This window comes from Actinomycetospora chibensis, from assembly GCF_028737215.1.
In the GTDB taxonomy this organism is placed as follows: domain Bacteria; phylum Actinomycetota; class Actinomycetes; order Mycobacteriales; family Pseudonocardiaceae; genus Actinomycetospora; species Actinomycetospora chibensis.
Window position 1 is genome coordinate 121,707 of the sequence record NZ_JAQZAM010000012.1, and the last position, 22,495, is coordinate 144,201.

The window sequence follows — 22,495 nt, forward strand, 5'->3', positions numbered from 1 at the left end:
AGGAGGAGGAGCCGTGCTCCGCGTCGCCGTACCCAACAAGGGGTCCCTGTCCGAAGAGGCGTCCATGATGCTGCGCGACGCCGGCTACCGGCAACGGACCGACAGCCGCGACCTGAGCCTCCACGACGAGGCCAACGGCGTCACGTTCTTCTACCTGCGCCCCAAGGACATCGCGACGTACGTGTCCGAGGGCCAGCTGCACCTCGGCATCACCGGGCACGACCTCACCGAGGAGTCCAGCGCCTCGGTGAACCAGCTGCTGCGGCTCGGCTTCGGGCACTCGAAGTTCCGCTACGCCGCCCCGGCACGCAACGAGTGGACCGTGCAGGACCTCGCCGGCAAGCGGATCGCGACCTCGTATCCCCGGCTCGTGCGGGCGAACCTCGCCCAGCAGCGCATCGCGGCCAAGGACGTCATCCGCCTCGACGGCGCCGTCGAGATCTCGATCGAGCTGCAGGTGGCCGACGCGATCGCCGACGTCGTGAGTTCCGGGCGCACCCTGGCCCAGCACGGCCTGGTGGCGATCGGGGACCCGATCACGGAGTCCGAGGCCGTGATCATCGACCGCAACGCGAAGTTCGACCAGGCGCCGGACACGGCGGACATCGAGCGTTCGAAGTCCCGCTTCGTCGAGCGGCTGCGCGGCGTGGTCTACGCCCGCCGCTACGTCATGCTCGACTACGACTGCCCGATCGACCTCAAGGAACGGGCGATCGAGCTGACCCCGGGCATCGAGTCGCCCACCGTCGCGCCGCTGTCGAACGAGAAGTTCGTCGCGGTCCGCTCCATGGTCGAGCGCAAGCGGGTCAACGACATCATGGACGAGCTCGCCGACCTCGGGGCCACGGGCATCGTGACCTCGTCGCTGCAGTCGTGCCGGGCCATCGGCGCCACGAACGGCACACGCTGAGGCCCGCGACGAGAGTCAGCGCGGCCTGACGGTCAGCGCCTGGGCGGCCCTCCCGACCCGCCCGTGCTCGTCGTGGAGCACCGAGAACGCCGTCCCCAGCCCCTCCGGCCCGATGACGCTGTCGGCGTCGAGCCCGATCCACTCGCCCCTCGGGGCGCGGTGGACGTGCAGCGTCAGGTCGGTGTTGACGAACAGCCAGTCGTTGAGGTCGAGCCGCGAGGCGGCGCCGTTGGTGGAGTCGGCCACCGAGGCGAGGCGCTGCCACGGGCTCGGCTCCTCGTCGTCGACGACCGGCACCAGCAGGCGGCCCCACGTCTGCCCGGGCCCGGACTCGCCGAGGTGCCCGGCGATCCAGCGCCACTCGAGCGCGTCGAGGTAGCCCGGCAGCCAGCCCTCGGGGGTGGGGATCACGCGGCCCTCGTCCGGACCGGGTATCGCCGGTCCGGGGTCCGTGGCCGCGGCGGACGTGTCGGTGACCGCCAGGCGCCAGCCCGCGGCGCGGGCCACCGCCCGACCGTCGGACGCGAGCTCCGCGGACACCAGCTCGATCGTGCGTCCGGGACGCTCCACGCGGGCGGACACGGTCAGCTCGCCCACCGGCACCCGCCCCAGGACCTCGACGGTCAGGCGCGAGAGCAGCACCTCCTCGCGGGGCTCGCAGTGCTCCAGCGCGCGGACCAGCAGCGCGCTCGGCGGGCCCATGTGCTGCGCCCCGGGGAACCAGGGGCCGGCCGTCGAGTCGGTCGCGAGCACGCGCTGGACCCCGGGCGGGTCGTCGGCCGCGGGCGTGAGCAGGCGGAAGAAGGGCTCGGTCGGGGTCACGGGGGCTCTCCGGAGCGGGGTCGGGGGAGGGGAGCGGGAGCGGGGCCGGGGGTCGCTCCCGCTACGATCATGGCCTGCCACCGACCAGGGGGACCGTGTGACGGGAGCCAGGACACGGGTCCTGCTGGCGGTGCTCACCGCCGCCATGGCCATCGCGGGCGTGCTGGTGGCGACGTCGCTGGGCGGGCTGGGCTCGGGGCCGGAACCCTATCGAGGGCCCTCGCGCGACCTCTACACGCATCCCTTCGCCTGGGACTCCGTCTGGAACCTCCCCCTGGCGCAGTCGGCGCAGTTCGCGCCGTTCAACACGCAGGCCCGCGACGTCTACCTGGACATCGAGAACATCAGCGTCGACCCGGCGTTCCCGGTGCGCGAGGCGGTGTCGCCCCGCACCCGGGTCGACGTGCACGTCGACCCGGGGCTGTCGGCCGACGGGTCGTACAACAACTGCTCGACCTTCCTCGCCGACACCCCGGACGCGGAGACGGTGGTGGCCGGGCAGCCGCTGCGCCTGCGCCCCGGCGGCGACCCGTCCTACGACGTCTCCTTCCCCGCGGTGCCGCTGCGCGGTGACGGCCGGCTCGGCTGCCACGGCGGCTCGAACCTCTCCGGGATCGGCGGCACCATCCGGGTCGGCGAGATGTCCAAGCCCGAGCCGCTCCGCCACCCACTGAAGATCAACCTCAACTGCGAGCTGAGCTGCAGCACCGCGCAGGAGGGGTACCGCTGGCCGGCCTTCCGGGCCGACGGGGCCTTCCAGGACGTCTACCGCGGCCCGGACCCGCGCGTGAACATGGGGACGCTCATGGGGCTGCCCCCCGACGCCGACCTGAGCTGGATCACCGAGCCCGACACCCGCAAGATCGCCGAGGCGTTCCGCGACTACGGCGCCTACGTCGTCGACGAGACGGGCGGCGAGCCCTCCAACGCCCTCAACGCCCAGGCCGGCGCGCAGGACGAGATCCCCAACATCGACTCGCGGCAGATGGTGCGGCTGTTCACCTCGCTGAGCATCGTCACGAACAGCACGGAGGCCACCCCCGGGGGCGGGGCCCTGGGCACCCCGCGCCGGGCGCCGTGCGCGCTGCCGTTCCCCGACGGCACCGGCGGGGCGCCACCCGGCTGCTGATCCCCGTCACCCCGGCTTTCGGGGGCGCGGGACGGCCAGCGGCGCGGGCCATCCCGGGTAGGGCGGCGGCGTCCCGCCCCACGCCGGGCACCGCGGGCGGTGGTCGCAGAAGGCGCACCCGGGACCGGGGTTCGGGCGGAAGTCGCCGGTGGGCGCGGCGCGGCCGATCGCGGACCACACCGCCCGCAGCACGCCGGCGAACCGCTCGAGCTCCGTGGCCGTGGGGCGCAGGGTCAGCGTCGTCACGTCGCCGAGCTGCAGCAGCCGCACCGTCGGCACCACGCCCCGGCTGCGGGCGAGCAGGAGCGCGTAGAACCGCACCCCGAACAGCGCGCGCAGCTCGCCGCGCACCGGCGGCGCCCGCCCGGACTTGTAGTCGACGACCGTGAGCCCGTCCGGCCCGGTGTCCAGCCGGTCGAGGTGGCCGCGCAGCGGCGTCGGCCCCTCGGGTCCCTCCAGCTCGGCCTCGACCTGCAGCTCGCGCGCCTCCGACGTCACGCCGCGCGGGTCCTCCAGGGCGAAGTAGCGCTCGAGGAGCGGGACCAGCCCCGGGTCGTCGCCGAGCAGCGCGCGGTCGCCGGGCTCGAGCTCGTCGAGCACGTCCCGGGCGAGCTCCCGGGCGGCGCCCGGGCGGCGGTCGTCGGGCGGGAGGGCGTGCAGGCGCTCCAGCACCGCGTGCACGACCGTGCCCCGCAGCGCGGCGGGCGAGGGCGTCTCGGGCAGCCGGTCGATCGCGCGGAAGCGGTAGAGCAGCGCGCAGCGCCGGAAGTCGACCGCCCGCGACGGCGAGAGCGCGGGCGGGCGCGGCGGGGCGGCGTGGACGTCCGTCGCGTCGGCCTGCGTGCTCATGCCGCCACGGTAGGTCGGCACCCCGACAGCTCCGGTCCTCCTCGCCACGACGGGCACGTTCCGCACCTCCGGACGGCGCCGACGCCTGCCGGACGTGCCCCTCGCGGCGCCGGAGCGCCCGATCCCTAGGGTGGGTCGTCGTGCAGAGCGACGGAGCGGTCACCGACGAGACGCCGGTCGAGACCGTCGCGCCCGAGAACAGCAACCCCGAGGACACCGCGCCCGAGGACACCGCGCCCGACGACACCGCGCCCGACGACACCGCGCCCGACGACACCGCGCCCGACGACACCCCCGACGAGCGCGGCCCCGTCCGCAGCGGGCCGTTCCGTCCCGGCGACCGGGTGCAGCTCACCGATCCGAAGGGCCGGCACTTCAGCCTGGTGCTCGAGCGCGGGCAGAGCTACCACACGCACCGCGGGGCGATCGCGCACGACAAGCTGATCGGCGCTCCCGAGGGCAGCGTGGTGCTCTCCGCGGCCAACACGCCCTACCTCGCCCTGCGGCCCCTGCTACCCGACTACGTGCTCGCCATGCCGCGCGGCGCCCAGGTGATCTACCCGAAGGACTCCGCGCAGATCCTCATGTGGGGCGACGTCTTCCCGGGCGCGCGGGTGCTCGAGGCCGGCGCCGGGTCGGGCGCGCTGACGTGCAGCCTGCTGCGCGCGGTGGGTCCGGCGGGCCACGTGCGCTCCTACGAGGTGCGCGCCGACCACGCCGAGCACGCGGTCGCGAACGTCGAGCGCTTCTACGGCGAGCGCCCGGAGAACTGGGACCTGCGCGTCGGCGACCTCGCCGACCACGACCCCGAGGAGACGGCCGACCGCATCGTCCTCGACATGGCCGCGCCCTGGGAGTGCCTCGACGTCGTGCGCGCGACGCTGGTGCCCGGCGGCGTGCTGGTCGGCTACGTCGCGACGACGACCCAGCTCTCGTCGCTCACCGAGGCGCTGCGCGAGCAGTCCTGCTGGACCGAGCCGCAGGCCTGGGAGGCCATGGTCCGGCCGTGGCACGCGGTGGGACTCGCCGTCCGTCCCGAGCACCGGATGATCGCGCACACGGCCTTCATCGTGACGGCGCGACGGCTCGCGGACGGCGTCACGCCCCCTCGCGTCCAGCGGCGACCCAGCCGGGGTTGACCGTCCCCGACCAGGGTCGGATCGCCACCGAGGGTGAGCGGGCGGTGATGTTCCGTGATGGTGAACTCACCCACCGTGACAGCGCGCAAGGGGGTGGCGTGAGAAGTCCGTCACCGGGACGCTACTCCACGGACACCTCGATTCGCGGGTACGGTTGCGCCACGGAGTAGCGGAGGAGGGCGCCGTGACGACTGACGACGACCCCAGGGGCCGATCCGACCACGGCCGGGACCGCGGCGAGCGCGGCTCGGCGGACATGGCAGCACAGGTGCGCTTCCTCGAGGACGAGGTCGCGCTGTTGCGGCGCAAGCTGACCGAATCCCCACGGCACGCGCGCATCCTCGAACAGCGACTCGGAGAGGCGCAGCAGCGCGTCTCCCAGCTGACCGAGCGCAACGACAAGCTCACCGAGACGCTCAAGGAGGCGCGCGCCCAGCTCGTCTCCCTCCGCGAGGAGGTCGACCGGCTCGCGCAGCCGCCGTCGAGCTACGGCGTCTTCCTGGTCGCCCACGAGGACTCGACCGTGGACGTGTTCACCTCCGGCCGCCGCATGCGCGTTGCGGTGTCGCCGGCGGTGGAGACCGCCGAACTGACCCGCGGGCAGTCCCTGCGGCTCAACGAGGCGCTCACCGTCGTGGAGGCGGGCGAGTACGAGCGCATCGGCGAGGTGTGCGCGCTGCGGGAGATCCTCACCGACGAGGACGGCAGCCGCACGCGGGCGCTGATCATCGGGCACGCCGACGAGGAGCGGGTCATCCACCTGGCCGACTCGCTGCTCGCACCGGGCGGGCCCGAGCTCAAGCCGGGCGATTCGCTCATGGTCGACTCCAAGGTCGGCTACGCGTACGAGAAGGTGCCGAAGGCCGAGGTCGAGGAGCTCGTCCTCGAGGAGGTCCCCGACGTCGCCTACACCGACATCGGCGGTCTCTCGCGGCAGATCGACTCCATCCGCGACGCGGTGGAGCTGCCGTTCCTGCACGCGGACCTGTTCCGGACCTACCAGCTGCGCCCGCCCAAGGGCGTGCTGCTCTACGGCCCGCCCGGCTGCGGGAAGACGCTCATCGCCAAGGCGGTGGCGAACTCCCTGGCCAAGAAGGTCGCCGAGACCCGCGGTGAGGACAGCCGCGACGTCAAGGCCCACTTCCTGAACATCAAGGGCCCGGAGCTGCTCAACAAGTTCGTCGGCGAGACCGAGCGGCACATCCGGATGATCTTCCAGCGGGCGCGGGAGAAGGCGTCCGAGGGCACGCCGGTCATCGTGTTCTTCGACGAGATGGACTCGATCTTCCGTACCCGTGGTTCGGGCGTCAGCTCGGACGTCGAGACGACGATCGTGCCCCAGCTCCTCTCGGAGATCGACGGTGTGGAGGGGCTCGAGAACGTCATCGTCATCGGTGCCTCCAACCGCGAGGACATGATCGACCCCGCGATCCTGCGGCCGGGCCGGCTCGACGTGAAGATCAAGATCGAGCGTCCCGACGCGGAGTCGGCGATGGACATCTTCGGCAAGTACCTCATCGACGGGCTCCCGGTCCACGAGGAGGACATCGCCGAGTTCGGCGGCAACCGCGCGGCGTGCCTCGAGGGCATGATCGAGCGGGTCGTCGAGCGGATGTACGCCGAGACCGACGACAACCGCTTCCTCGAGGTCACCTACGCCAACGGGGACAAGGAGGTCCTGTACTTCAAGGACTTCAACTCCGGCGCGGTGATCGAGAACATCGTGGGGCGGGCGAAGAAGGCCGCGATCAAGTCGCACCTGGAGTCGCAGCAGTCCGGTCTGCGCGTGCAGCACCTGCTGGACGCGGTGGTGGACGAGTTCGCCGAGTCGGAGGACCTGCCCAACACGACCAACCCCGACGACTGGGCCCGGATCTCGGGCAAGAAGGGCGAGCGGATCGTCTACATCCGCACGCTCGTCACCGGCAAGGGCGCGGCGCAGGGCAAGGAGATCGACACGGCCTCGAACACCGGCCAGTACCTGTGACACGAGAAGCTGTGTACGCCCAGTACCGGTAATCTCGGGTCATGACCGACGAGCACACCCGGCCGTCCCGCACCCCGGAGCGCACCCCCTCGAGGGATCGCAACGAGGTCCGCGGGGCGGCCGGCGTCGCGTCGGAGGCGATCGACATCGTGTCGCGCCCCGTCCAGGGCACGCACGAAGCCGTCGCGGGCACCGTCTTCGGCGCGCTGCGCAGGGTCGGGCTCGGCCCGGCGTCGCGGCCCGTGCAGGTGATGCACGACGGCATCAGCTCGGGCGTCTACGCCGCGGTGCGCGGCATCTCCCACCTCGCCGGGCGCGGCATCGGCGTCGCCGCGGGCCTGGCCCGCCCCGGAGAGTGGCGCCCCATCACCGGCAACCCCACCGGCGCCGTGATCACCGGGGCCGTCAACGGGCTGGTCGGCGACCACATGGTGGCCCTCGACAACGACCTCGCCGTCCCGATGACGCTCTACACCTCGACGCTCGAAGACGAGCACGACGCGCTGCCCGCCGACCCCGAGGAGCTCCGCGCGGCCGTCGCCGACCACCCGGAGCGCGACCTCGGCCGCCTCGTCCTGTTCGTCCACGGCCTCGGTGAGACCGAGCACGCCTGGCGGCTCTACGGCGAGGCGAGCGCGGGGGAGGGCTACGCCGAGCGGGTGGCGTCGGCGACCGGCGCGACGCCGCTGCTGCTGCGCTACAACTCCGGCCTGCGGATCGCCGACAACGGGGCCGCGCTCTCTCTGCTGCTCACCGACCTCTGGCACCGGTGGCCCGCCGAGGTGCGCCGGCTCGACCTCGTCGGGCACTCGATGGGCGGGCTCCTGCTGCGCCACGCCTGCCACCACGCCGTCGAGACCGGTCAGCCGTGGGTCGCCACGGTCCGGCGCATGGTCTACCTCGGCTCCCCGCACCGCGGTGCGCCGCTGGCCCACCGCGTCGACCAGCTCGCGTCCGGGCTCTCGCGATGGCCGCGCTCGGCCACCTGGGGCCAGTTCCTCGACCGGCGTTCCGCCGGCATCCGCGACCTCGTGGCCGGGGTGTCCGACGCCGAGGTGCCGCTGCTCGCGCACGCCTCGCACCACGCGGTGGCCGCCTGCGTCACCAGCTCCGAGTACCACCCGCTGGCCAACGCGCTGGGCGACCTGCTGGTGCCCGTCGACTCGGCGGGCGGCGCGATCGCCGACGTGCAGCCGCTGACGTCGTCGCACCACTTCCACCTGCTCAACGACCCGGACGTCCACGACCACCTGTTGCGCTGGCTCACGGCGGAGGACCTCGCGGACGACACTGCGGACGACACCGCGGACGATCCGGGCGAGGACGAGCCGGCGTGACCGGGCCCGCCCCGTCGGAGGACCCGGCGGCAGGGGCGGGGGAGGAGCGGACCGCCGGCCGGACCGGCAGCCGGACCGACAGCCAGACCCTCAGCAGGCGCGCGCACCGCGCCCGGCTGGTGGTGCTCGGTGCGCTGACCGCCGCCGCCCCGCTGTCGCTGGACACCTACCTGCCGGCCCTGCCCGCGCTCACCGCGGACCTCGCGACGACGCCGTCGATCGCCCAGCTCTCGCTGACCGCCTGCCTGGTCGGGCTGGCGCTCGGCCAGCTCGTCGCGGGCCCGCTGTCCGACGTGCTCGGACGGCGGCGCCCGATGCTCATCGGGTCGGCGGGGTTCGCGGTCGCCTCGGTGCTCTGCGCGGTGGCGCCGAGCGTGGAGGTCCTGATCGCGCTGCGCCTGGCGCAGGGCCTGCTCGGAGCCGTGGGGATCGTCGTGGCGCGCGCCGTGGTCCGCGACACCAGCGACGCGACGTCGTCGGCGCGCTCGTTCGCCACGCTGATGCTCGTCTCCGGGGTGGCGCCCATCGTCGCGCCGGTGCTCGGCGGCCAGCTGCTGCGCGTGACGAGCTGGCGCGGTGTGTTCGTCGTGCTGGCCGTCTACGGGGCCCTCGCGGGCGTCGCGGTCCTGCTGCTGGTGCGCGAGTCGCTGCCCCGGTCGCGCCGCCGCTCGGGGAGCGCGGCGGCCACCGCGGCCTCGTTCCGCGTGCTGCTCTCCGACCGGCGGGTCCTGGCCTGCGTCCTGACCGCCGGCCTGCTCTTCGCGGCCATGTTCGCCTACATCTCGGGCTCGACCTTCGTGCTGCAGGAGCTCTACGGGCTCTCGCCGCAGGGGTTCTCGGGGGTGTTCGCGGCCAACTCGGTCGCCATCGTCACGTCGGTGCAGGTCGCGGGCCGTCTCGCGGGCTCGGGGCGGGTGCGCCCGGAGCGGCTGCTGGTCGTCGGGCTGGGCGTCGCGCTCACCGGCACGAGCGTGCTGCTGGCGTCGGCGCTGCTCGACGTGGGGCTCGCCGGGATCCTCGCGGGCCTCGTCGTCACGGTGATCGGCGTCGGGTTCGTCCTGCCGAACGCCACGACGCTCACCCTGGCCGACCACCCCGAGCACGCCGGGAGCGCGTCGGCGCTGCTCGGCACCGCCCAATTCCTGGTCGGGGCGGGTACGGCCCCGCTCGTCGGGATCGCCGGCGGCCGCTCCGCGGTGCCCATGGCGGCGACGATGGCAGGGGCGGTCGTGGCGGGCGCGGTGGTGTTCGCGGTCCTGTGGCGGACCCCGGAACGGGGCCCGGGGTCGGAGCAGGCCGCGCGCCCGTCGCACCCGTAGGGTCGAGTGCATGACCGCGCGCCGCATCATGGGCACCGAGATCGAGTACGGCATCTCCGTCCCCGGCGACCCGGCGGCGAACCCGGTGATCACCTCGACCCAGATCGTGCTGGCCTACGCCGCAGCGGCCGACGTGCCCCGCGCACGCCGCGCACGCTGGGACTACGAGGTCGAATCGCCGCTGCGTGACGCCCGCGGGTTCGACCTCGGGCCGAGCGCGGGCCCGCCGCCGGACACCGGCGACCTCGACGACCTCGGCGCCGCGAACGTCATCCTCACCAACGGCGCCCGCCTCTACGTCGACCACGCGCACCCGGAGTTCTCCGCTCCCGAGGTGACCACCCCGCGCGACGCCGTCATCTGGGACAAGGCGGGCGAGCGGGTCATGGAGGACGCCGCCGAGCGCGCCGCCACCGTCCCCGGCACCCCGCGCATCCAGCTCTACAAGAACAACATCGACGGCAAGGGCGCGAGCTACGGCTCGCACGAGAACTACCTCTGCGCCCGCCAGACGCCGTTCCCGACGATCATCACCGGTCTGACGCCGTTCTTCGCGTCGCGGCAGGTCGTCTGCGGCGCCGGCCGCGTCGGGCTCGGGGCGTCGGGCGACGAGGCGGGCTTCCAGCTCTCCCAGCGCGCCGACTACATCGAGGTCGAGGTCGGGCTGGAGACCACGCTCAAGCGCGGCATCATCAACACCCGCGACGAGCCCCACGCCGACGCCGACAAGTACCGCCGCCTGCACGTCATCATCGGAGACGCGACGCTGGCCGAGTACTCGACGTTCCTCAAGTGCGGCACCGCGGCACTCGTGCTCTCGATGATCGAGGGCGGGGTCCGCTTCGACGACCTGCGCCTGCTCGAGCCGGTGCGCTCGGTGCACCGCATCAGCCACGACCCGACGCTGAAGACCGTCGTCGAGCTCTCCGACGGGCGCAAGATGACCGCGCTCGACCTCCAGCACGCCTACCTCGAGCGCGCCTGGAAGCACGAGGAGACCACGCAGGACGGCGAGATCGACCCGATGACCCGCGAGGTGCTCGACATCTGGCAGCAGGTCCTCGACGACCTCAGCACCGACCCGCTGCGCTGCGCCGACCGCCTCGACTGGGTGGCCAAGCTCAACCTGCTGCAGAGCTACCAGCAGCGCGACAACCTGCCGTGGGACTCGCCGAAGCTGCACCTCATCGACCTGCAGTACGCCGACGTCCGCCAGGCCAAGGGTCTCTACAACCGCCTGGTCTCCCGCGGGTCGATCAAGCGGCTGGTCGACGAGGAGGCCGTCCGCGCCGCCGTCACCGCGCCGCCGGAGGACACGCGGGCCTACTTCCGCGGGCGGTGCCTCGAGCGCTACCCCGGCGAGGTGGCCGCGGCGTCCTGGGACTCGGTCATCTTCGACCTCGGACGCGAGTCACTGGTGCGGATCCCGACCCTGGAGCCCCTGCGCGGCACGCGCGGGCACGTCGGCGAGCTCATCGACAACTCCGCGGACGCCAGCGCGCTGGTCGAGGCCCTCACGCGGGGCTAGTGATCCGCGGTACGGGCGGATGTCGCTCTCGATGGGTAGGGTTCGACCTGCAGTACCGAGGACCCGGGAGGCAGCCATGGCGCAGGAACAGACCCAGCGGCAGGGCGGGGGCGACGACGGCGGCGGCGGCGAGGACTCGACCGCCGCCGGCCAGGAGCGCCGCGAGAAGCTCGGTGAGGACGTCGACACGATCCTCGACGAGATCGACGACGTGCTCGAGGAGAACGCCGAGGACTTCGTCCGCGCCTACGTCCAGAAGGGTGGCCAGTAACCTCCCGGCGGAGCCTCACGGCCCGCGCCGGAACTCCTGAGAACCCCGCCGCCCCCGCGGCCCGGTACGCCGGGTCTCGGGGGCGGTGTTCCATCACCCGGCAGCCCGCCCGACAGCCCTCCCGACAGCCCCCGACAGCCCACCCGACCTGCCTAGGAGCGCCCCCACCGATGGAGCCCTCGTCGGCCCTGCACCCGGCCTACTTCCAGGCCGGGACGGCCTCGTTCGTCGATTTCCTGCGCGAGGTCCGGCCCGACCTCCTGCCCGGGGCGAACGCCCGGCCGGTGACGGCCGAGCAGGCGGGGCACGTGACCGCCCCGCACGGCACGACGATCGTCGCGGCGGTCTACGACGGAGGCGTCGCGATCGCCGGCGACCGTCGCGCCACGATGGGCAACCTCATCTCGTCACGGGACATGCAGAAGGTCTTCGTCACCGACGACTACTCGGCGGCGGGCATCGCGGGTACGGCCGGGCTGGCCGTCGAGGCGGTGCGGCTGTTCGCGGTCGAGCTGCAGCACTACGAGAAGCTCGAGGGCGTCCAACTCACCTTCGACGGCAAGGCGAACAAGCTCGCGGGCATGGTGCGCGGCAACCTCGGCGCGGCGATGCAGGGCCTGTCGTTCGTGCCGCTGTTCGTGGGCTACGACCTCGACGCGGCCGACCCCGCCCGCGCCGGGCGGATCGTCTCCTACGACGTCGTCGGCAGCCGCAACGAGGAGACCGACTACGCCGGCGTCGGCTCGGGGTCGCTGTTCGCGAAGTCCTCGCTGAAGAAGCGCCACGACCCCGCCGCGTCGGCCGCCGACTGTGTGCGCACCCTCGTCGAGGCGCTCTACGACGCCGCCGACGACGACAGCGCCACCGGTGGCCCGGACACCATCCGCGCGATCTACCCGGTCGTGGTCACCATCGACGCCGAGGGCGCCACGACGCTGCCCCAGGAGGAGACGGCCGCGGTCGCCGAGGCCGTCGTCGCCGGCCGCCGCGAGAAGCCCGGCGGCTGAGCCGCACCCACCGCCACGCACCGCACCGCACCAGACCCCAGGAGCGCTCCCCGCCATGACGATGCCTTTCTACGCGTCGGTCGACCAGCTGATGCGCGACCGCTCGGAGCTCGCGCGCAAGGGCATCGCGCGCGGGCGCAGCGTCGTCGTGCTGACCTTCGCCGGCGGCGTGCTGTTCGTGGCGGAGAACCGCTCGAACTCCCTGCGCAAGGTCTCCGAGATCTACGACTCGCTCGGGTTCGCCGCGGTCGGCCGCTACAACGAGTTCGAGAACCTGCGCACCGCCGGCATCCGCTTCGCCGACGTCCGCGGCTACTCCTACGACCGCCGTGACGTCTCCGGCCGCTCGCTGGCCAACGCCTACGCCCAGATCCTCGGGGCGAGCTTCATCGAGCAGCAGAAGCCCTTCGAGGTGGAGCTGTGCGTGGCCGAGGTCGGCGCGACGCCCGACCGCGACCAGATGTTCCGCATCACCTACGACGGGTCGATCTCCGACGAGCCCCGCTTCGTGGTCATGGGCGGCACCACCGAGCCGATCAGCGCGGCGCTGCGCTCGTCGTACGAGCCGGACCTCGAGATGCGCGACGCGCTGCGCATCGCCCTCGAGGCGCTGCAGGCCCAGAACGGGACCTCCTCGAGCGCCTCGTCCACCGAGCGCCTCGGTGTCGACTCGCTCGAGGTCGCCGTCCTCGACCGCGCCCGCCGCCCCCGTCGCACGTTCCGCCGGGTGACCGGCGCCGCCCTTGCGGCCCTGCTGCCCGGCGACGAGAGCCCCGCGGCCGAAGAGACCCCGGCCGGGGAGAACGGGGACACCGGCGCGGGCGACGAGGTCTCCGGCGCCGGCGGGGCCGACCCGCAGGCCTGAGCGCGCTCGCGGTGTCGTGACCCGTCACGTCGTCAGCAGGCGAGTCGGGTGACGGGTGGGTGGCCGCCGGGGGCGGAGCGGGCCGATGGGTGACGTGGGTCAGCCCGTCGCTTCGCGGACGTCCGTCCCCTGCTCGGCGAACGCCTTGAAGTCCTGCATGTGCTGTCGCGACTGCTTGCGGAAGGCACCGCGCATGAGGAGCCCCACCAGTCGCATCGGCACGCCGCTGAACCGGTACTCGTTCTCGCTCGCCCAGAGCGTCGTCTCCGGACCGGATTCGGTCAGCCGTTCGCGCGCCGCGCTCCACATGCCCTCGGCGACGATCTCGCGGTCGAAGTGGACGACGCTGTCTCTCGGGATCCCGTGCAGGTTCGCCGGTTCCCGTCGAGTGATGGTCTCGGTGCCCTCCGTCGTCTGATGCCCCGTCCGCATCACGACGCGCGACTCGGTGCCGACCTGCCCGTGCACTCCGCTCAACGGCTCGTGCAGCACCAGGCCCCGCAGCCACTTCGGCAGGTGTGCGGGGTCGGCGAGCAGCTGGACCACCCTCTCCCTCGGCAGGGCGATCTCGATCGAGACGGTGTACTTCATGACGGAGCGCTCCGGGTTCCCTGGTCCAAGGATGCCCGGCTTATATTAGTCTATTCTTATACGGTCCGGCGACCGGCGGGCACCTAGGGGCGCGGGATCTCCTCGCGCGACCGGTACACCGGCACCGGCTTGGGCGCGATCCGGAAGACGAAGCGCTCGCTGTCGGGCTGCACCTCGCCGTCGGTGGCCAGCCCGACCGGCGGGCCCACCACGCGCACCGACAGCCGCGTCCTCGTGTTCGCCACGTAGACGCGGCTGCGGGCGAGGGTCCCGGCGAGGACCGAGATCATGAACCGGGTGCGGGAGAACGGCACGTCGGCGCGCAGGTAGCGGACGTCGAGCACCCGCGCGTCGAGACGCGGGCGGGACAGCGGTGCCATGCCGCGCGGCTGGTAGCCGCCGTTGCCGACGAAGAGGAGCCAGAGGCTCTGGCGGCGGCCGTCGAGCTCGACGACGAGCGGGGTCGCCTCGGCGAGGACCCGCACGAGGGCCATGGCCGCCGACGGCCACTTGCCCCACTGCTCCTCCCAGTCCTCGCGCAGCTTGACCATGTCGGGGTAGCCGCCGAGGCTCGCCGTGTTGACGAACGCGACCGTGCGCTCCTCGCCCTCGGCGGGGGTGATGTCGACGAGCCCGACGTCGACCAGCACCGCGTCGCCGTCGCGGGCGGCGGCCAGCGCCGAGGGCGAGTCGTCGATGCCGACGTCGCGGGCGAAGTGGTTGAGCGTGCCCTCGGGCAGGACGACCAGGGGCACGTGGCGGCGCTGGGCGAGCCCGGCCAGGGCCGCCACCGAGCCGTCGCCGCCGGCCACCCCGATCGCGCGGGTGGCGCTGCCGTCGACCATCGGACGGTCGAGGGCGGCTTCCACCTCGACGACGAAGTCCTCGCCCGGCGTCGGGATGACGACCTGGGCCTTCGGGAGCACCGCGTGGATCTCGGCGTGCACCTCGGCGACCGGGTCCTCCTCGTCCTCGTCCCCGCCGACCCCCACCACGGGCGCCACGATCTGACCGAGGGTCTCGAGCGGGCCCGGGGTGCCGGCGGACCGGTTGGCGACGATCACGAGCCCCGCGCCGTCGCCCAGGGCCGGGGCACCGCCCGCGGGACGGGCCCGGGCCGGGGCGTGGCGCACCACGGGCCACCAGCGGCGCGTCAGCGTCGCGATGCCGGCGCCGAGCACCGCGCCGGCGGCCACGTCGGCGAAGGTCCGCTCGCCGAGGGACACCCGGGCGGACGACACCCCGATCGCGAGCGGGGCCAGCGCCGCCCCGAGCACCGGCGACTCCATGGCCGCGCCGGTGACGAACGCCGTCGAGGACGCGGCGTGGGCCGACGGGAAGCGCCGAGACCACGGGCGGGAGCGGGGGAGCAGGGGCTTGGCCAGCGCGTGGGCGACGGTCGAGGTGGCGGCGGCGGCCAGGATCCCGCGGACCCCGGCGCGGCGCAGCGGCCCGCGGCCGGAGGCCACGAGGCCACCGGCCACGGCGGCCCAGATAAGGCCGCGGTCGGCGGTGCGGTCGAGGCGCTGGAGCCAGGAGGACCAGGCGGGGGAGTCGGAGCGGGGAGCGGCCACGACCGGGAGCACGGCTGGAGTCACCACGGATGGGGTCACCACGGACGGGGTCACCACGGCTGGGGTCACGGGATGCGGCCGGATCAGCGGGCGGTGGCGCGGTGCGGCCACAGCGCCTCGTCGCGGCGGTAGACCGGCACGGGATGGTCGGCCACCCGGTAGCGCAGGCGCCGTCCCTTGCCCACGACCTCGCCGTCGGCGGCCACCTCGACCGGTCCGTCCAGCAGCTCGATGTCCAGCGACCGCATGGCGCTCTCCTGGTAGATCCGGTTGTGGCCGAGCACGCCGGTGGCCAGCGCCACGAAGGCGCGGGCACGGGCGAAGCGCCGGTCGGCGCGCAGGTAGCGGACCTCCAGCACACCGGTGTCGAGACGGGGCCGGTACGACGGCACCATCCCGGTCGGCACATAGGGCCCGTTGCCGACGAACAGCATCCACACCGACCGCTCCACCCCGTTGAGGCGGACGCGGATGGGCCGGCTGCGCTTGAGCGTCACCAGCAGGGCGGCGACCGCCGACGGCCATTTGCGCCACCGCGGCTGCCACTTCTCGCGGAGCCGGACCATCTCGGGATAGCCGCCGAACGCCGAGGTGTTGACGAAGACGACGCGCTGGGGTTCCTGGCGGCCCTCGACGTCGGCGTGGATGCGCAGCTCACCGAGGTCGACGGCGACGGCCTCGCCCGCGCCCGTGGCGTCGATGGCCTCCTGGGTGTCGTAGACGCCGACGTCGCGCCCGAAGTGGTTGAGCGTCCCGGCGGGCACCACGGCCAGGGGCAGGTCGAGGTCCTCGGCCACCCGCGCGGCAGCGGCCACGGAGCCGTCCCCGCCGGCGATGCCCAGCGCCCGCACCCCGGGCTGGAGGGCGGCGTCGGTCAGGGCCTCGGCCAGGTCGGCGTGCTCCTCGAGGCGCAGCACCCGGGCGCGGGGCAGCGCGTTCACCAGCTCGTCGTACGGGTCGACGCCGGCCTTGCCCGAGCGGCTGTTCACCATCACGACGAGGCCCTCGCCGTCCGGGAGGCTCGGCGCGCCGGCCACGGGGCGGGCGGCGGCCTCGTCGATGTCGCGCACCGGCAGCCAGCGCCGTGTGGCCAGCGCCACCCCGGCCCCGAGCGCCATCCCGGTGGCGACGTCGCTGGTCCAGTGCACGCCGACGTGGACGCGGGAGTACGCCACGGTCAGGGCCAGCGGCACGACCCACGTCGCGGCCTTCGGGCTCTCCATCGCCACGGCGGCGGCGAACGCGGCGGCCGAGGCGGCGTGGCCGGAGGGGAATGACGACGACGTCGGCGGGAAGTCCAGCGAGCGGTACTCGGGGAGCAGCTCCGCCGCGGGCCGTCGGCGGGGGACCAGGGGCTTGAGCACGCCGTTGGCCAGCAGACTCGCCCCCGTGATGGCCAGCGTGCCGCGCAGGGCGCCGCGGCGGGTGTGGCGCGTGCCGGCGGCGAGCACGGCGGCGACGCCGAACCAGAGCTTGCTGTGGTTGGCCGACCTGGTCAGCGCGGCCAGCGCAGGGTCCGCGGCCGTGTAGGGCAGCCCGCCGATGGCGGTGGTGATCCGGCAGTCCTGCACGTTGACGTCCGCGAGGCGCCGCCGGCTGCCGCGCGCGCCCTGGCGTACCCGTCGTCCCACGCCGTGGGAGATGTCCGTTGCCAGTCCACGTACCGGGAGCGCCACGTGGCCGACCGTAGTGATCCGGTCGGGGAGACCCGGGACCCGGCCGCTCGAGGAGCATCACAGGGCCCCTCGAACGCTTAGGGTGGTGCGCATGCAGCGGAGGATTTACGGGGTCGAGACCGAGTTCGGTGTCACCTGCACCTTCCACGGCCAGCGGCGCCTCTCGCCCGACGAGGTGGCCCGCTACCTGTTCCGCCGGGTCGTGTCGTGGGGGCGGTCGTCCAACGTCTTCCTGCGCAACGGCTCGCGCCTCTACCTCGACGTCGGCTCGCACCCGGAGTACGCCACCGCGGAGTGCGACTCGCTCACCCAGCTGGTCGCCCACGACAAGGCGGGGGAGCGGATCCTCGAGGATCTGCTGCTCGATGCCGAGCGGCGCCTGGCCGACGAGGGCATCGGCGGCGACATCTTCCTGTTCAAGAACAACACCGACTCCGCGGGCAACTCCTACGGCTGCCACGAGAACTACCTCGTCGGGCGCTCCGGGGAGTTCTCCCGCATCGCCGACGTGCTGCTGCCCTTCCTCGTGACCCGCCAGCTCATCGCCGGCGCCGGGAAGGTCCTGCAGACGCCGCGGGGCGCCGTGTTCTGCCTGTCCCAGCGCGCGGAGCACATCTGGGAGGGCGTGTCGTCGGCCACCACGCGCTCGCGCCCGATCATCAACACCCGCGACGAGCCGCACGCCGACGCCGAGCGCTACCGGCGCCTGCACGTCATCGTCGGCGACTCGAACATGAGCGAGGTCACCACGCTGCTCAAGGTGGGCACCACCCACCTCGTGCTCGAGATGATCGAGCAGGGCGTGCAGTTCCGGGACTTCACCCTCGACAACCCGATCCGCGCCATCCGCGAGATCAGTCACGACCTCTCGGGGCGTCGCCCGGTGCGCCTGGCCGGCGGCCGGGAGGCCAGCGCGCTCGACATCCAGCGCGAGTACCACGCCCGCGCCGTCGAGCACGTCGCCCGGCGCGGCTCGGACCCGGTCACCGACCGCGTGCTCGAGCTCTGGGGCCGGACGTTGGACGCCGTCGAGCGCCAGGACCTCTCCCTGATCGACCGTGAGATCGACTGGGCCATCAAGCACCGCCTGGTGCAGCGCTACCGCTCCAAGCACGACCTCGGCCTGTCGAGCCCCCGGGTGGCCCAGCTCGACCTCGCCTACCACGACATCCGTCGTGGTCGCGGCATCTTCGACCTGCTCCAGCGCAAGGACATGGTCGACCGTGTCACCGACGACGGCGAGATCGAGGCGGCCAAGGACACCCCGCCGCAGAGCACCCGCGCGAAGCTGCGCGGCGACTTCATCGCCGCCGCCCAGGCCGCCGGGAGAGATTTCACCGTGGATTGGGTCCACCTCAAACTGAACGACCAGGCCCAGCGAACCGTCCTCTGCAAGGACCCCTTCCGCGCCGTGGACGAACGTGTCGACCGACTGATCGCGACGTTGTAACTGCGCTCACGTCGGCGGCGTGCGTCGGGGGCGCACGAGGTAACCCAGTACGCACTGCCCCAGCACGCACCGACCGACGACGCCCGAGGACGGCACGAGAACTCGATGCAGCACCAGCCCCGCACCTCCCGCCTGCTACGCCCCGCGGCGGCGCCGAGCACGATGCACGACGCCGCGCCGGTGCCGGTCGACGCGTCCGTGGCCGGCACGGTGCTCGGTGGCCGGTACCGGATCGGCGAGTGCATCGGCTCCGGCGCGATGGGGGTCGTCTGGACGGCCTGGGACCGGCGACTGCGGCGCACCGTCGCCGTCAAGCAGCTCGCCGACGGCGGCCACCGCGACCCCACCGAGGAGCGCGTCGCCCGGGCCCGCGCCATGCGCGAGGGCCGGATCGCGGCGCGCGTCGTGCACCCGCGCGCGATCGCGGTGTTCGACGTGGTCGAGGACGCGGGTCCGTGGCTGGTCATGGAGTACCTGCCGTCGCGCTCGCTCGCGGCGCTGATCGCCGAGCACGGGCCGCTCGATCCCGCCGAGGCGGCCTGGGTGGGCGCCCAGGTGGCCGACGCCCTGGGCGCCGTGCACGAGGCGGGCATCGTCCACGGCGACATCAAGCCCGGCAACGTCCTCATCACCGACGACGGCGTCGCGAAGATCACCGATTTCGGCGTCTCCCGGGCCACGTGGGACACGACGGCCACCGGCGGCGGCACCGTCGCGGGCACCCCGGGCTACTTCGCCCCGGAGGTCGCCCGGGGCGGGGACCCCACGCCGGCGTCCGACGTCTTCTCCCTCGGCGCCACGCTCTACGCCGCGGTCGAGAACGAGCTGGTGTGCGGGCACCACGACAACACCCTCGCCGTGCTCCACGCCATGGCGGAGGGCAAGCTCCGCCCGGCCACCCGCGCCGGCGTGCTCGGACGTCCGCTCGCCGCGATGCTGCGCCTCGACCCCGCGCACCGGCCCGGCACCGGCGCCGTCGAGCGGGCCCTGCGCAGTCGCGGGACGGCACCTTTCGTCCCGGCGCCGCGCCGGGCCGAGGTGCCCGCCCCACGGGTCACCGGCACCGCCGAGGTGCCGGTGCCGGCTCCGCCGGTCGGAGAGCCGGGGCAGGACGCTCCCGCCGACGGGATGGCCGCCGTCCCGCCGGCCTCGCCCGTGGCCGGCCCGTCGGAGGTCGCCGCCGCCGGTGCCGTCGCCGGTCCCGTCGCCGCGCGTCCGGCCGATGGGCGTCCGACCGGCGTCCGGCCGGCCGACGTGCGCCCGCGACGGACCTCGCGGGGCGGCTCCGACCGCAGCCGTCCCTCGCGCTTCGGCTCCCGCCGGGTCGCCGTGGTGGCCGCGGCCTCGGGCGCCGTCCTGGCCGTCGGCGTCGGGGTGGCGGTCGCGGTCGGGACCGGCGGCCGGACGCCGCCGCCCGTCGCCGCGCCCGCGCAGCCCGCCCTGTCCTCGGAGGCGCCCGCGGACCCGGTCGGCGGCGGCGCCCCCGCGTCCCCGACGCCGACGCCGCGGGTCGCGGAGCCGCTGTCGCCGGTGGACCCGGCGGCGCCCGGCGATCCCGGGTCCGTGGTCGTGGACTACTACTCGTCGCTGCCCGGCGACATCGACGGCGCCTGGGAGGTGCTCTCGGACCGCGCCCGTGACGAGTCGGGCGGCTACGACGAGTACCGCAGCTTCTGGTCCGGGATCCGCGAGGTCCGGGCGACGAACGTTGCCGTGCGGCGCGACACGGTCACCGCCGAGATCGAGTTCACGACCTCGAGCGGGCGCACCAGCCGCGAGAGCTACCGCTTCGAGGTCGACCGCGACGACGACGGCCAGGTGCGGATCCAGCGGGCCCAGCGCAGCTCCGATTCCATCTAGGACCGACGAGACGCGCCGGGCACCGGCGTTCGAACACCTGCGCGAGGGGCCGTAGGCTCCTGCGGGTGACGACCAGCCCGTCCGCGCGCGCCGAACGCCTGGTCAACCTCGTGCTCTGCCTGCTCTCGACGCGCCAGTTCCTCAGCGCCGAGCGCATCCGGGCCACGGTGCCGGGCTACGCGGACGTCGCCTCCGACGAGGCGTTCTTCCGGATGTTCGAGCGGGACAAGGCCGAGCTGCGCGAGCTCGGGGTGCCGCTGGAGACCGGGCGGTCCTCGATGGCCGAGCCCGTCGACGGCTACCGGATCGCCCGGCGCGACTACGAGCTGCCCGACATCGACCTGGCTCCCGACGAGGCGACGGCGGTCGCGCTGGCCGCGCGGCTGTGGGACTCGCCGGCGCTGGCGGGAGCCGCACGCACGGCGCTGCAGAAGCTGCGGGCGGCGGGGATCGCGGTCGACCCGGACGCCGCGTCGGCGGTGCAGCCCCGGCTGCGGGCCACCGAGCCGGCGTTCGCGCCGCTGCTGGCCGCGAGCCGCGCCGGCCGCGTCGTCACCTTCTCCCACCGGTCGAACCCGTCCGCGGAGGCCCGGACGCGCACGGTCGAGCCGTGGGGTGTCGTGTCCTGGCGCGGCCGCTGGTACCTCGTCGGCCACGACCGCGACCGCGACGACGTCCGCTGCTTCCGGCTCTCGCGCATCGGCGACGACGTCCGGGCGACCGGGCCGCGCGGGGCCGTGACGCCGCCCCCGGACGTCGACCTCGTCGCGCTCGTCGCAGCTTCCGCAGGGCCGCCACCGCCCACCGGCCTGGCGCGCATCCGCCTCGCCCCGGGGCGCGCGGAAGGTCTGCGACGCGGCGCCCGACCCGACCCCGGCGGCGACCCGGACGTGGTGGAGATCGACCTCTCCCGCCTCGACACCGCGGCCCGCTGGGTCGCGGGCCACGGCCCCGACGCCGTCGTCCTCGAGCCCCCCGAGCTGCGGGACGCCGTGGTGGCGCTGCTGCGGGGGTCGCTGGACCGCGCCCCCGAGGCGGCCGACGCCGGGAGCCTGCGGTGACCGCCGGGGTGGCCGAGCGGCTGCCGCGCCTGCTCACGCTCGTGCCCTACCTGCTCGCCCGGCCCGGGATCGCCGTGGCCGAGGCGGCCGCGGACTTCGGGGTCGCCGAGGCCCAGCTGCGGCGTGACCTCGAGCTGCTCTGGATGTGCGGGCTCCCGGGGTACGGGCCGGGCGACCTGGTCGACCTCTCGTTCGAGGGCGACACCGTCACCGTCACGTTCGACGCCGGCATGCGCCGCCCGCTGCGCCTGTCCGGCGACGAGGCCGCGACGCTCGCCGTCGCGCTGCGGGCGCTGGCCGACGCGCCCGGGGTGGTGGACGCCGACGCGGTGCAGCGGGCGCTCGCGAAGATCGAGGACGCCGCGGGACGGGTCGGGGTCGAGGCCGCCGAGCCCGTCATGGGGGAGGGCGTCGCCGTCGGCCTGGGCCGCGCGCCGGGCGGGGCGGAGGACGCCGTGCGGCGCGGGGTCGAGACGGGCCGCGCGCTGCGCCTGACCTACTACTCGGCGTCCCGCGACGCCGTCGGCCGCCGCGTCGTCGACCCGATGCGCCTGCTGCTCGTCGACGCCTCGGTGTACCTGGAGGCGTGGTGCCGCCGCGCCGAGGGCGTGCGGCTCTTCCGCCTCGACCGCGTCGACGACGCGGAGGTCCTCGACGAACCCTCCGCCCCGCCGCCCGGGGCCCGCGGCCGCGAGGGGTCGGGGGAGGACCTGCTGCGCCCCGACGACGGCGCCCACGTCGCCGCCCTCGTGCTGCGCCCCGCCGCTCGCTGGGTGGCCGAGTACTACCCGGTCGAGGGCCTGCACGCGGACGCCGACGGCTCGGCCCGCCTGACCATGCGCTACGGCGACCGCGACTGGATGGTCCGCCTGCTGCTCGGCCTGGGCGACGCCGTCGAGGTCCTGGCGCCGCCGGACCTGGTCGAGGCCCGCCGCGCCCGGGCTCGGGAGGCCCTGGCGGTGTACGGCGAGGGCTCGTGACGAAGATCAGAAGAGCGCGGTCCACCTCGACCTCCACCGTGAGGCGGACCGTGCGCTCCTGATCTCCGGAGCCTGCCCGCGACACCGGCCCCTCACCGCGCCCGGGCGTTCACCGCAGGGTCACGACGCCGGGTTAGGGT

19 protein-coding genes are annotated in these 22,495 nt (G+C 74.2%); 14 read left to right on the top strand and 5 right to left on the bottom strand.

Going from position 1 to position 22,495, the window contains the following annotated elements; genetic code table 11:
• Positions 1–13 precede the first annotated feature (13 nt).
• Positions 14–910, top strand: a complete 897-nt coding sequence (gene hisG / locus PH189_RS19250) for an ATP phosphoribosyltransferase (protein ID WP_274190438.1) — start codon at positions 14–16, stop codon at positions 908–910.
• Positions 911–925: 15 nt separating this feature from the next.
• On the opposite strand, the gene PH189_RS19255 is transcribed toward hisG, so the two are convergent.
• Positions 926–1,732 carry a thioesterase family protein gene (locus PH189_RS19255; RefSeq protein ID WP_378014909.1) on the bottom strand — a complete coding sequence of 269 codons (807 nt, stop codon included), beginning with the start codon at positions 1,730–1,732 and terminating at the stop codon, positions 926–928.
• Between the two features lie 97 nt (positions 1,733–1,829).
• Between PH189_RS19255 and PH189_RS19260 the strand changes: the two genes are divergently transcribed.
• The gene (locus tag PH189_RS19260; RefSeq protein WP_274190439.1) at positions 1,830–2,861 is read left to right on the top strand and encodes a hypothetical protein; all 1,032 of its coding nucleotides are present in this window, start codon (positions 1,830–1,832) and stop codon (positions 2,859–2,861) included.
• Between the two features lie 6 nt (positions 2,862–2,867).
• Here PH189_RS19260 and PH189_RS19265 read toward each other — a convergent pair whose 3' ends face one another.
• Complete coding sequence (locus PH189_RS19265; RefSeq protein WP_274190440.1) at positions 2,868–3,710, bottom strand: RecB family exonuclease; 843 nt, start codon at positions 3,708–3,710, stop codon at positions 2,868–2,870.
• Between the two features lie 344 nt (positions 3,711–4,054).
• Here PH189_RS19265 and PH189_RS19270 point away from each other — a divergent pair, with 344 nt between their 5' ends.
• From PH189_RS19270 to prcA, 8 genes are all read left to right on the top strand, one after another.
• Positions 4,055–4,849 (top strand): tRNA (adenine-N1)-methyltransferase, encoded by a 795-nt coding sequence (locus tag PH189_RS19270; protein WP_420791499.1) that lies wholly within the window; start codon positions 4,055–4,057, stop codon positions 4,847–4,849.
• A 184-nt stretch (positions 4,850–5,033) separates the two neighbouring features.
• Positions 5,034–6,836: a proteasome ATPase gene (gene arc / locus PH189_RS19275; RefSeq protein WP_274190442.1), complete on the top strand. Its 1,803-nt coding sequence runs from the start codon at positions 5,034–5,036 to the stop codon at positions 6,834–6,836.
• Between the two features lie 41 nt (positions 6,837–6,877).
• Entirely contained in the window at positions 6,878–8,173 is a 1,296-nt protein-coding gene (locus tag PH189_RS19280) for an esterase/lipase family protein (RefSeq protein ID WP_274190443.1), read from the top strand.
• The gene (locus PH189_RS19285) at positions 8,170–9,492 is read left to right on the top strand and encodes a multidrug effflux MFS transporter (protein WP_274190444.1); all 1,323 of its coding nucleotides are present in this window, start codon (positions 8,170–8,172) and stop codon (positions 9,490–9,492) included. The genes PH189_RS19280 and PH189_RS19285 overlap by 4 nt, the downstream gene beginning before the upstream one ends.
• Positions 9,493–9,502: 10 nt before the next feature.
• A complete protein-coding gene (gene dop / locus PH189_RS19290) occupies positions 9,503–11,020 on the top strand; it encodes a depupylase/deamidase Dop (RefSeq protein ID WP_274190445.1) in 1,518 nt (505 codons plus the stop codon).
• A gap of 76 nt (positions 11,021–11,096) precedes the next feature.
• A complete protein-coding gene (locus PH189_RS19295) occupies positions 11,097–11,291 on the top strand; it encodes a ubiquitin-like protein Pup (protein WP_274190446.1) in 195 nt (64 codons plus the stop codon).
• A gap of 170 nt (positions 11,292–11,461) precedes the next feature.
• Entirely contained in the window at positions 11,462–12,298 is an 837-nt protein-coding gene (prcB, locus tag PH189_RS19300; protein ID WP_274190447.1) for a proteasome subunit beta, read from the top strand.
• A 55-nt stretch (positions 12,299–12,353) separates the two neighbouring features.
• Complete coding sequence (prcA, locus tag PH189_RS19305; RefSeq protein ID WP_274190448.1) at positions 12,354–13,163, top strand: proteasome subunit alpha; 810 nt, start codon at positions 12,354–12,356, stop codon at positions 13,161–13,163.
• A 99-nt stretch (positions 13,164–13,262) separates the two neighbouring features.
• Here prcA and PH189_RS19310 read toward each other — a convergent pair whose 3' ends face one another.
• From PH189_RS19310 to PH189_RS19320, 3 genes are all read right to left on the bottom strand, one after another.
• Entirely contained in the window at positions 13,263–13,754 is a 492-nt protein-coding gene (locus tag PH189_RS19310; protein WP_274190449.1) for an SRPBCC family protein, read from the bottom strand.
• 83 nt (positions 13,755–13,837) lie between these two features.
• A complete protein-coding gene (locus PH189_RS19315; RefSeq protein WP_274190450.1) occupies positions 13,838–15,355 on the bottom strand; it encodes a bifunctional phosphatase PAP2/diacylglycerol kinase family protein in 1,518 nt (505 codons plus the stop codon).
• Positions 15,356–15,411: 56 nt separating this feature from the next.
• A complete protein-coding gene (locus tag PH189_RS19320; RefSeq protein WP_274190451.1) occupies positions 15,412–17,004 on the bottom strand; it encodes a bifunctional phosphatase PAP2/diacylglycerol kinase family protein in 1,593 nt (530 codons plus the stop codon).
• Positions 17,005–17,095: 91 nt separating this feature from the next.
• Here PH189_RS19320 and pafA point away from each other — a divergent pair, with 91 nt between their 5' ends.
• From pafA to PH189_RS19340, 4 genes are all read left to right on the top strand, one after another.
• Positions 17,096–18,454 carry a Pup--protein ligase gene (gene pafA / locus PH189_RS19325; RefSeq protein WP_274190452.1) on the top strand — a complete coding sequence of 453 codons (1,359 nt, stop codon included), beginning with the start codon at positions 17,096–17,098 and terminating at the stop codon, positions 18,452–18,454.
• A gap of 105 nt (positions 18,455–18,559) precedes the next feature.
• Positions 18,560–20,314 carry a serine/threonine-protein kinase gene (locus PH189_RS19330; RefSeq protein ID WP_274190453.1) on the top strand — a complete coding sequence of 585 codons (1,755 nt, stop codon included), beginning with the start codon at positions 18,560–18,562 and terminating at the stop codon, positions 20,312–20,314.
• Positions 20,315–20,379: 65 nt separating this feature from the next.
• Positions 20,380–21,375, top strand: coding sequence for a helix-turn-helix transcriptional regulator (locus tag PH189_RS19335; protein WP_274190454.1), 996 nt, complete (start codon positions 20,380–20,382; stop codon positions 21,373–21,375).
• Positions 21,372–22,355: a helix-turn-helix transcriptional regulator gene (locus tag PH189_RS19340; protein WP_274190455.1), complete on the top strand. Its 984-nt coding sequence runs from the start codon at positions 21,372–21,374 to the stop codon at positions 22,353–22,355. Before PH189_RS19335 ends, PH189_RS19340 begins: the two co-directional genes overlap by 4 nt.
• Positions 22,356–22,495: the final 140 nt, after the last annotated feature.

Coding starts and splice junctions, on each gene's coding strand:
- PH189_RS19265 (WP_274190440.1), bottom strand. CDS start 3,710: ATGAGCACGCAGGCCGACGCGACGGACGTCCACGCCGCCCCGCCGCGC.
- PH189_RS19280 (WP_274190443.1), top strand. CDS start 6,878: ATGACCGACGAGCACACCCGGCCGTCCCGCACCCCGGAGCGCACCCCC.
- dop (WP_274190445.1), top strand. CDS start 9,503: ATGACCGCGCGCCGCATCATGGGCACCGAGATCGAGTACGGCATCTCC.
- PH189_RS19295 (WP_274190446.1), top strand. CDS start 11,097: ATGGCGCAGGAACAGACCCAGCGGCAGGGCGGGGGCGACGACGGCGGC.
- prcB (WP_274190447.1), top strand. CDS start 11,462: ATGGAGCCCTCGTCGGCCCTGCACCCGGCCTACTTCCAGGCCGGGACG.
- prcA (WP_274190448.1), top strand. CDS start 12,354: ATGACGATGCCTTTCTACGCGTCGGTCGACCAGCTGATGCGCGACCGC.
- PH189_RS19310 (WP_274190449.1), bottom strand. CDS start 13,754: ATGAAGTACACCGTCTCGATCGAGATCGCCCTGCCGAGGGAGAGGGTG.
- pafA (WP_274190452.1), top strand. CDS start 17,096: ATGCAGCGGAGGATTTACGGGGTCGAGACCGAGTTCGGTGTCACCTGC.
- PH189_RS19330 (WP_274190453.1), top strand. CDS start 18,560: ATGCAGCACCAGCCCCGCACCTCCCGCCTGCTACGCCCCGCGGCGGCG.